We start from the raw sequence: 7,620 nt of genomic DNA, 5'->3' as shown, positions 1-7,620 counted from the left end.
CGGTAATCCTGAGTAAGGAAGAGCAGGCAATGCATGCAGTACGAAGCCCTAACGAGCTCAATACCCAAAGCGTATTTGAAGTAAGGCTGGCAGAGGGGCGGGTAGAGGTGGAGTTTTCAAAAGTTATCTAGGCCAACTAAAAACCTTAACGTGTTCGCGTGTATGTATAGCAATGCTATACAATATACAATGAGGGATGATTAAATCTTTTAGGCATAAAGGTTTGGAGTTGTTTTTTCAAACCGGAAAAAAGACTGGGATACAGTCTTCCCATTCAAATAAATTGAGTAGGCAGTTAGCTAGATTGGATGAGGCCACATGTTGGGAGGATGTCAACATTCCTGGGTGGAGGCTTCACTTGCTATCAGGAAAACTAAATAATCATTACTCAATCGCCGTGAGTGGAAATTGGAGAATTACTTTTAAATTTGATGATAAAGATGTCATATTGCTTGATTATCAGGATTACCATTAAGCGGTAAGTTAAGGAATACAAAATATGAGAAAAATGCATAATCCACCTCACCCTGGTTTGATCATCAAAGAGGATATTCTCCCTGTATTGGGTATGAGTGTGACTGAGGCTGCGGACCAGTTGGGTATTACACGCGTCGCACTTTCCCGTGTAATTAACGGGAAGGCTGCTATTTCACCGGACATGGCCTTACGCATTGAGAAATGGTTAGGCATTAAAAACGGTGGCAGTGCGGATATTTGGTTAAGCCAGCAGGCGACATACGATTTATGGAAGGCGAGAAAATTGGGTGTGCCGAAGGTAAAGTCAGTTGGCGTTATTCTCGATCATGCTTTAGCTTAGATTTTATGGTGACAAATTTATTAGAAGTAAAAACTAAACGCTCACAATCCATTTTAGTGCTCGGTTTTGGCCAATCCTTGCCGCAATCAATATAAAGAGATAGCCCAGTCTCAAGAGCGTCAACCGCATTTTCGAGCGCCTCTTTTTCATTTGCTCCAAACGTAATTGCTTCTGGCACATCCCTAAATGTGACTAAGATATTGGAACCATCTTTTGTAAGTTTTGCGGGGTATTGGGGCATCACGCTATCGTACTGCCAGTAATTAAGCTGGATATAAACGTGGTTAATCAATATGTTTCTAAAGAATATTTGGCTCAATCTCAAGTTGTACGCCGAATTTCCCCAACACTTCTTCCTGAATGCTTTTTGCAAGATTGAGGATGTCGGTAGAGGTCCCGCCACCATGATTGACTAGCACTAGTGCTTGCTTTTCATAAACACCTACAGGGCCAACACGCTTGCCTTTAAAGCCACATTGATCAATCAGCCATCCGGCCGCCAACTTTCGCTTGTCATTGCTATCTGGATAAGAAACCAGATCCGGAAATTGCTTACTTAGTTGTTCGCAATATTCAGTGCTGACAATCGGGTTTTGGAAAAAACTTCCCGCATTACCAATGACCTTGGGGTCTGGCAATTTATTAGATCGGATAGTGCATACCGCATCAAAAATTTGCTGAGCACTTGGGCTGGTCTTTAACTCGGCAAATTGCTTTGCTAGATCAGCGTACTGTAATCGCGCTTGCCAAGCCTTGGGGATTTTAAAAACAACCTTTGTCACGATAAATCGATTGGGATTTTGCTTGAAGTAGCTATCGCGATAGGCAAACTGGCAGGCTTCTTGCGGGAGAGTGACAAAGGCATGGGCTGCAGAATCAAATGCTTCGATGCTGTCGATGTATTCACCTATCTCAACACCGTAGGCCCCAATGTTTTGAATGGGTGCGGCACCAACAGTGCCCGGTATGAGGGCGAGGTTTTCTAGTCCGGGTAAATTGTGATCTAGCGTCCAAGCAACGAATTCATGCCAATTCACACCAGCGCCTACTGATATCCAGGAGTTGTTGTCATCCGCTCTGAGGATCTCTTGGCCGAGAATGTTAATGAGTAGTGTTGCCCCTGGTAAAGACTTAGGAAGAATCACATTACTGCCGCCGCCTAATACACGCCACTCAAGCTTTTTATCCTCGAGTTCTTTCGTGAGAGCTGGTAACTGATCAGAGCATGTGATCTCGTACGCCAGTTGCGCTTCGGAATCCAGGCCAAAGCTATTCCGGTGCTTGAGCCCCAGATTGGGGGTCAATTTTGCTGGATTGGGCGCATTTTTTGCGGAGTTCATGCCACAATCTTATTCGTGTTCGAGTTTCTGTTCGTAATTTGTGAAAAAACTTGAAAAGCAACAATGCAATAGCTAAATTTGCAGAATTGTTTACCCAGATTATTTAAGGAGTTTGAGATGCCCTCATTTGACGTAGTGTGTGAGCCAGACATGATCGAGTTGAAAAACGCAATCGAGCAATCTAATAAAGAGATTACCAATCGTTTTGACTTTAAAGGCTCTGATAGCCGAGTGGAGCAAAAGGACGAGACTTTGATCTTGTTTGGTGATGATGACTTTAAGTTGGGTCAAGTACGTGATGTGCTTTACGGCAAGATGGCCAAACGCAATGTGGATGTGCGTTACCTTAAAGACGACAAAAAAGAGACTATTGGTAGCGATAAACGCAAGCAAACCATGAAGATCCAAAAAGGTATTACTTCCGAGTTGGCTAAAAAAGTAGTGCGCATCATCAAAGACAGCAAGATCAAAGTGCAAGCCAGTATTCAGGGTGATGCAGTACGTGTCACTGGTACCAAACGTGACGATTTGCAAGAAACGATGGCATTGCTCAAAAAAGAGGTAACAGAAGCGCCATTGGGTTTTAACAATTTCCGTGACTAAATCTCTAAGACAAGTCTCTGCACGCTCATGCCTCAGTTGGTAGGCAAGTAAGAGGGGTAAGCTTTTGGGGCAGTGCGATACCTCCGATTGCTTTGATCTAAGAAGCTTTTCGCATTAAGGCAGCCCTGCTGGCTATGCTAACTGTTCTCCTAGACGATGCTTGAGTGCACTTATCCGCCAATAACCCAGTTTAGATAAAAGGTTACTTTTTGGAACCTTTAGGGCTATAATGTACTCATCTCAAGGAGAGAAACATGTCTATTAACGTTAAATTGTCTGAAAGTTTGGTAGAACAGGCTAAAGCTTACGGGCAAATTGAGCACCGTTCGGTGCCTAAGCAGATTGAATACTGGTCACGGATTGGTAGGGTTGCTCAAGAAAACCCAGATTTACCGTTTTCCATGATTCGAGAGATTTTGATTGCCGATCAAGAGCCGATCATCGGCGAGTATGTATTTAGTTGATGCGCTTACTCCTGACGGCTTCGTTTGTAAAAGCGATCAAAAAATTACATCCACAACAAAAATCTGAGTTAGATAGCGCGGTTAAATCTATTGGTTTAGATCCATCCATTGGAGAGGCCAAGGTTGGGGATCTACTGGGTGTGCGTGTTTTCAAGTTTCGACTTTCACAGCAACAGTGCTTGTTGGCTTATCGTATTTTGGATGAAGAAAGTATTAAGTTATTGACCTTTGGCCCGCAGGAAAATTTCTATCGTGATTTAAAGCGGCAGGATGATTGAAGTGGTTTTATTGTGACCGCCGATCAAAGCCTGGCTCCACCACTTGAGGTGTCGATTGCATCGACAAGCCAAGAGGCTATCGAGCGCTTCTGTGATGCTTGTTGGCTAGAAGATGGCTTGGCACAAAATAGTTTGTCTGCTTATCGCCGAGATCTACTGCTCTTGGCGCAGTGGCTTTTTAAAGAATCAGGTGCCGATCTCTACAGTGTGTCGGAAAAAGATCTCACTGCTTACATTGCGCATCGACGCGCAGATAAAGCAACCACTGCTAATCGTCGACTGACGGTATTCAAGCGCTTTTATCGCCATGCTCTGCGCATGAATTTGGTAAAAAGCGACCCCTGCATTGGTTTGCGTGCGGCCAAGCAGGCGCTACGTTTTCCTAAGACCTTAAGTGAAGATCAGGTTACTGCTTTGCTCAATGCCCCCGATGTGGAAACTTCACTCGGATTGCGTGATCGCACGATGTTGGAGTTGATGTATGCCAGCGGTTTGCGAGTTTCTGAAATCGTCTCTTTAAAGACGGTTGCTCTAGGATTAAACGAGGGCGTTATTCGGGTGGTCAATGGTAAGGGTGGTAAAGAGCGGCTTGTGCCTTTTGGTGGTGAGGCGGGGCAGTGGTTACGTCGCTATCTTTCTGATGCCAGAACACCATTGCTGGAAGGTAAAACTTCGGATGCGGTATTTGTGGGGCGTCATACGGGAACTGGTTTAACTCGTCAGGCTTTCTGGGCGCTGATAAAGCGATATGCCACGATTGCCAATATTCCTGTTGCTCTATCCCCCCATACCTTACGTCATGCTTTTGCTACCCATTTACTTAATCATGGGGCTGATTTAAGGGTAGTGCAGCTCCTTTTAGGTCATGCTGATATCTCAACTACTCAGATCTATACCCACGTTGCTAGAGAGCGTCTGAAGTCGATTCATCAACAGCATCATCCTAGAGGCTCTTAACCAGGATTTCCAGAGGGGTATTGCTACAACATCTCTTTAATTTAGGTCTCAACCCAGTTCTCAAGAGCAAGGTTTGCAACCCTTTTAAATTCACGTAAATTATTCGTGACTAGAATGAGTCCCTGGCCAATTGCATGGGCGGCAATATGAATATCGTTCTCACCAATAACTTCACCTTTGTTCTCTAGCGCCGCTTTAATTTGGCCGTAGTGTTGAGAAGCTTTTGCGTCATAAGGGAGAACTTCGAGATGGCTAATGAATTCCTCTATAGCCTCTAAATTCTTATCAAGGTTGGGACTTTTCTCCGCGCCATAAATTAATTCAGATAAGGTGATGCTTGAAATTGCCATCCGACTCGCATTCGTGTTAAACATCTTTAATACTTCGACTGGTTTGCGCTTAAGTACGTATATAACAATATTGGTATCCAATAAATACTTGAGCATTACAGGTCTTCCCGTTTAACCGGTTTTTGTTCCCCGCGTTCATTCATAAAGTCATTTGATACGGATGGTCCGCTTAGGAAAAAGTTATCCCATGTGTTTTCAAGTGGCGTAATTATTCGCTCACGACCGCGAATACGGACAATGACTTTTTTTACATCATCCGGTAAGCGGGCTTCTGCCGGCAATCTAACTGCTTGGCTACGATTGTTTGTAAACACCGTGGTGATTGCTATGGACATAACGCTCTCCTTATGTATATAGCAATAGTATATAGCATTTCAGTCAGGATTATCAATCCAAAAAATAACTAGCTAGATAAGTGTTTAAGATATCCCCATGAATTTAACTTTAGATCTGTTGCTGATCCCGATTGCCTACTTGATTGGTTCCATCTCTTTTGCGGTTGTAGTGAGTAAATGCATGCGTTTGCCTGACCCCCATTCTTATGGCTCTGGCAATCCAGGAGCGACTAATGTTCTGAGAACTGGTAATAAGCTGGCCGCTGTACTCACATTAATAGGCGATGCCTTAAAGGGTTACCTTGCAGTCATGTTGGCCAGAGTATTGCTCGGTGATGAATCTTTGACATCCACACTCAATTCTTGGTTGTTATGTGCAGTTGTCATCGCTGTGTTCTTGGGGCATCTATTTCCGATATTCCATGGCTTTAAAGGTGGAAAAGGTGTTGCTACGGCCTGCGGTATTTTGTTTGGTATTAATTGGATTTTGGGCTTAGCTACCTTGAGTACCTGGATCATTGTGGCGATGTTTATGCGCTACTCTTCTTTGGCGGCCTTAGCAGCTGCAATCTTTGGCCCAATCTATTTTGTTTTCTTGTTTGGCTTTCAGCCGATGGGCATTGCGCTTCTGGTGGTTTGTCTTTTGTTGATCTGGCGTCATCGCAGCAATATTCACAATCTCATGAATGGCAAAGAGAGCCGCATTGGTTCCAAGAAAAAAGTACAAACTGAATCTAAAGGCCAACAATGACTATTGCGTATTGGTGTGTTCTGTTCATGGGATTGTTTCCCTACGTAGCAGCTGGCATTGCAAAAAAAGGTTTTGAGGGTTACGACAACGGCATGCCTAGACAATGGCTTGCTAAACAGACGGGATTTCGGGCGCGTGCTAATGCTGCCCAAGCCAATCTTTTTGAGTCGCTCCCCTTCTTTTTCGCGGCAGTGATCATCGCATCCATCGCAAATGCACCGCAAGGCCGAGTGGATTTATTAGCAATTGGGTTTGTTGCAGCACGCGTTGCATACCTAGTTTGCTATGTAGCCAATTGGCCAACAATTAGATCTATTGTTTGGCTTGCTGGCTTAGCTTGCGTAGTAGCAATCTTCTTTCAGATTTAAAGAATAAAAACTCATCTACAAAAATTCATCGAGACAATATATATGCCCACCAAAAAAACTCCTACGAAGACGGTTGCAAAGACCCCTGCTAAAAAGGCCTCAAGCGTCAAGCCTGCCAAGAAAGTAGCTGCCAAAAAGAGTGATGCTGGCACACCGTTATCTGTAGTGATTCGTCGACGCATTGAGGCGCAAAAGGCGCGCTTTCATGCGAATGACAATATTGCTAAATTCATTCAACCTGGCGAGTTAGAAGGCTTGGTAGATGAAGTGGCAGAAAAGATGCAAGCCGTTCTTGAGAGCTTAGTGATTGATACCGAGAGTGATCACAACACTAAGAACACTAGCCAGCGTGTGGCCAAGATGTTTGTGAAAGAAGTATTCAATGGCCGTTATGTTGAACAGCCTACCTTAACGAAGTTCCCTAACGTTAGCCGCTTAAATGAGTTGATGATTATTGGCCCTATTACTGTTCGTAGCGCTTGTTCCCATCACCTTTGCCCCATCATGGGCCGCATATGGATTGGCGTATTACCAAGTAAAGAATCCGCACTCATTGGTTTATCAAAGTACTCACGCTTGACTGAATGGGTGATGTGTCGTCCACAGATTCAGGAAGAGGCGGTGGTTGAGTTGGCCGATATGCTGGAGAAAAAAATCAAGCCGATTGGTGTTGCGATCGTGATGGATGCAGACCACTTCTGTATGCAATGGCGTGGCGTTAAAGATCGTGATTCGAAGATGGTGAACAGCGTGATGCGCGGTGCTTTTCTGAAAGACTCTAATTTGCGTAGAGAGTTTTTATCACTCTTAGATAAGCGATAGGCAGTGGTATTGAAGAAAACCCTGTTGAGAAGTTGCATTGGCATTTGTCTCATTTGCGCTTTGCTCGGGTGCTCTCTGTATCCAGATATTAATAAAGACCCAGCTAAAAACAATAAGGTGACCTTTCAGCGTGATGCGATAGATTGCGCTCAGGCATACCCCGAGGCTGGTTCTGGAGTTCACGTAAGGCAACGTATTAACTGTATGAATCTAAAGGGGTGGTATTAAATTTCCTCCGCGAGGGCTTGCGAACCTAATAATTTTTCTTTGAGAACAATTCTCAAGTAAAAAACTATATAAATCAACAGCTTATATAGCTTCTATTGGATTCATTTGATCTGATCTATGATCCCTCCAGATACAAATTTTGTTCCATCTCACTCACTGGAGTTCATATGAAAAATAGTCGTCGCCAATTTATGATTTTGTCCGCTGCTGGTGCTTGCACATTGGCTTTGAACGGTAAAGTTCAAGCTCAAGCAATGGTTGCTGAAACTGATCCACAAGCTGCTGCTTTGGGTTACAAGGCTGATGC

At 44.0% G+C, this 7,620-nt stretch carries 13 protein-coding genes; 9 read left to right on the top strand and 4 right to left on the bottom strand.

All coding sequences use genetic code 11. From position 1 onward, the window contains the following. The first annotated feature begins 196 nt into the window (after positions 1-196). Both B7Y67_RS08390 and B7Y67_RS08385 read left to right on the top strand, forming a co-directional pair. Entirely contained in the window at positions 197-475 is a 279-nt protein-coding gene (locus tag B7Y67_RS08390) for a type II toxin-antitoxin system RelE/ParE family toxin (protein WP_293598250.1), read from the top strand. Positions 476-499: 24 nt separating this feature from the next. Further along, positions 500-817: a HigA family addiction module antitoxin gene (locus B7Y67_RS08385; protein ID WP_293598249.1), complete on the top strand. Its 318-nt coding sequence runs from the start codon at positions 500-502 to the stop codon at positions 815-817. Here the strand turns inward: B7Y67_RS08385 and B7Y67_RS08380 are convergent. Together B7Y67_RS08380 and murB are read right to left on the bottom strand one after the other, a co-directional pair. Further along, positions 792-1,136 (bottom strand): hypothetical protein, encoded by a 345-nt coding sequence (locus B7Y67_RS08380; RefSeq protein WP_293598248.1) that lies wholly within the window; start codon positions 1,134-1,136, stop codon positions 792-794. The genes B7Y67_RS08385 and B7Y67_RS08380 overlap by 26 nt on opposite strands. After that, entirely contained in the window at positions 1,117-2,157 is a 1,041-nt protein-coding gene (murB, locus tag B7Y67_RS08375) for a UDP-N-acetylmuramate dehydrogenase (RefSeq protein ID WP_293598247.1), read from the bottom strand. The genes B7Y67_RS08380 and murB overlap by 20 nt, the downstream gene beginning before the upstream one ends. A gap of 117 nt (positions 2,158-2,274) precedes the next feature. Here murB and B7Y67_RS08370 point away from each other — a divergent pair, with 117 nt between their 5' ends. From B7Y67_RS08370 to xerD, 4 genes are all read left to right on the top strand, one after another. Continuing rightward, positions 2,275-2,760, top strand: coding sequence for a YajQ family cyclic di-GMP-binding protein (locus B7Y67_RS08370; protein WP_293598246.1), 486 nt, complete (start codon positions 2,275-2,277; stop codon positions 2,758-2,760). Between the two features lie 254 nt (positions 2,761-3,014). Beyond that, positions 3,015-3,224, top strand: a complete 210-nt coding sequence (locus B7Y67_RS08365) for a hypothetical protein (protein ID WP_293598245.1) — start codon at positions 3,015-3,017, stop codon at positions 3,222-3,224. After that, positions 3,224-3,502, top strand: a complete 279-nt coding sequence (locus B7Y67_RS08360; protein ID WP_293598244.1) for a type II toxin-antitoxin system RelE/ParE family toxin — start codon at positions 3,224-3,226, stop codon at positions 3,500-3,502. The genes B7Y67_RS08365 and B7Y67_RS08360 overlap by 1 nt, the downstream gene beginning before the upstream one ends. A gap of 30 nt (positions 3,503-3,532) precedes the next feature. Next, on the top strand, positions 3,533-4,459 hold the full coding sequence (gene xerD, locus B7Y67_RS08355; RefSeq protein ID WP_293598252.1) for a site-specific tyrosine recombinase XerD: 927 nt from the start codon (positions 3,533-3,535) through the stop codon (positions 4,457-4,459). A gap of 41 nt (positions 4,460-4,500) precedes the next feature. Here the strand turns inward: xerD and vapC are convergent, their stop codons facing one another. Next, positions 4,501-4,905, bottom strand: coding sequence for a tRNA(fMet)-specific endonuclease VapC (vapC, locus tag B7Y67_RS08350; protein ID WP_293598243.1), 405 nt, complete (start codon positions 4,903-4,905; stop codon positions 4,501-4,503). After that, complete coding sequence (vapB, locus tag B7Y67_RS08345) at positions 4,905-5,144, bottom strand: type II toxin-antitoxin system VapB family antitoxin (protein ID WP_363926563.1); 240 nt, start codon at positions 5,142-5,144, stop codon at positions 4,905-4,907. Before vapB ends, vapC begins: the two co-directional genes overlap by 1 nt. Before the next feature lie 97 nt (positions 5,145-5,241). On the opposite strand from vapB, the gene plsY reads away from it, so the two are divergent. From plsY to folE, 3 genes are read left to right on the top strand one after another with little or no spacing between them, the layout of a single operon-like run. Continuing rightward, positions 5,242-5,895 (top strand): glycerol-3-phosphate 1-O-acyltransferase PlsY, encoded by a 654-nt coding sequence (gene plsY, locus B7Y67_RS08340; protein WP_293598242.1) that lies wholly within the window; start codon positions 5,242-5,244, stop codon positions 5,893-5,895. Then, positions 5,892-6,263, top strand: a complete 372-nt coding sequence (locus B7Y67_RS08335; protein WP_293598241.1) for an MAPEG family protein — start codon at positions 5,892-5,894, stop codon at positions 6,261-6,263. The genes plsY and B7Y67_RS08335 overlap by 4 nt, the downstream gene beginning before the upstream one ends. A 42-nt stretch (positions 6,264-6,305) precedes the next feature. Next, positions 6,306-7,085, top strand: coding sequence for a GTP cyclohydrolase I (folE, locus tag B7Y67_RS08330; RefSeq protein ID WP_293598240.1), 780 nt, complete (start codon positions 6,306-6,308; stop codon positions 7,083-7,085). Positions 7,086-7,620: the final 535 nt, after the last annotated feature.

It is taken from the genome of Polynucleobacter sp. 35-46-11 (genome assembly GCF_002281105.1).
This window is presented reverse-complemented; position numbering and strand designations above follow the sequence as displayed.